Raw genomic sequence first — 826 nt, 5'->3', positions numbered from 1 at the left:
CATCTGACTTTTAATCAGAGGGTCGCAGGTTCGAATCCTGCATGGCTCACCATTTTTATGCGGGTGTGGTGGAACTGGCAGACACGCTAGACTTAGGATCTAGTGCCGCAAGGCGTGGGGGTTCGACTCCCTTCACCCGCATTTTTCCTGATTTTTATATAGTCAACCTCAGCATTGTTCATATGCGGAAGTAGTTCAGTGGTAGAACATCACCTTGCCAAGGTGGGGGTCGCGGGTTCGAATCCCGTCTTCCGCTCCATAAATTCTGCCGGGGTGGCGGAACTGGCAGACGCACAGGACTTAAAATCCTGCGGTAGGTGACTACCGTACCGGTTCGATTCCGGTCCTCGGCATTTGCTTATATTATTTTGCGCCCGTAGCTCAATTGGATAGAGCGTTTGACTACGGATCAAGAGGTTAGGGGTTCGACTCCTCTCGGGCGCGCCATTTACGGGAAGTAGCTCAGCTTGGTAGAGCACTTGGTTTGGGACCAAGGGGTCGCAGGTTCGAATCCTGTCTTCCCGACCACTTTTAATATGGGGCCTTAGCTCAGCTGGGAGAGCGCCTGCTTTGCACGCAGGAGGTCAGCGGTTCGATCCCGCTAGGCTCCACCAAAAAAACTGTTGACAATGACTAAATGTTATTGTAAGATAGTAAAGTCGCCTCTGAGAGAGCGACAGAGAATTTGTTCCTTGAAAACTGAACGAAACAAACGTCAATGATTTACTTTTTAAGCAAGACCAGCAAATGAGCTAACAAACTTTAATGAGAGTTTGATCCTGGCTCAGGACGAACGCTGGCGGCGTGCCTAATACATGCAAGTCGA

General features: G+C 50.0%; 6 tRNA genes and 1 rRNA gene. All 7 read left to right on the top strand.

Annotated features, from left to right (window positions below):
* Window positions 1–59: 59 nt before the first annotated feature.
* A tRNA-Leu gene (locus tag AC0TWI_RS00035) sits at window positions 60–141 on the top strand.
* Between the two features lie 43 nt (window positions 142–184).
* Window positions 185–259 (top strand) — tRNA-Gly (locus tag AC0TWI_RS00030).
* 8 nt (window positions 260–267) lie between these two features.
* Window positions 268–353, top strand: a tRNA-Leu gene (locus AC0TWI_RS00025).
* 17 nt (window positions 354–370) lie between these two features.
* Window positions 371–447, top strand: a tRNA-Arg gene (locus AC0TWI_RS00020).
* Window positions 448–451: 4 nt separating this feature from the next.
* A tRNA-Pro gene (locus AC0TWI_RS00015) sits at window positions 452–528 on the top strand.
* 10 nt (window positions 529–538) lie between these two features.
* Window positions 539–614 (top strand) — tRNA-Ala (locus AC0TWI_RS00010).
* A 147-nt stretch (window positions 615–761) separates the two neighbouring features.
* A 16S ribosomal RNA gene (locus tag AC0TWI_RS00005) occupies window positions 762–826 on the top strand; the annotation flags it as partial.

The organism is Lederbergia sp. B243.17, assembly GCF_057657925.1.
This window is presented reverse-complemented; position numbering and strand designations above follow the sequence as displayed.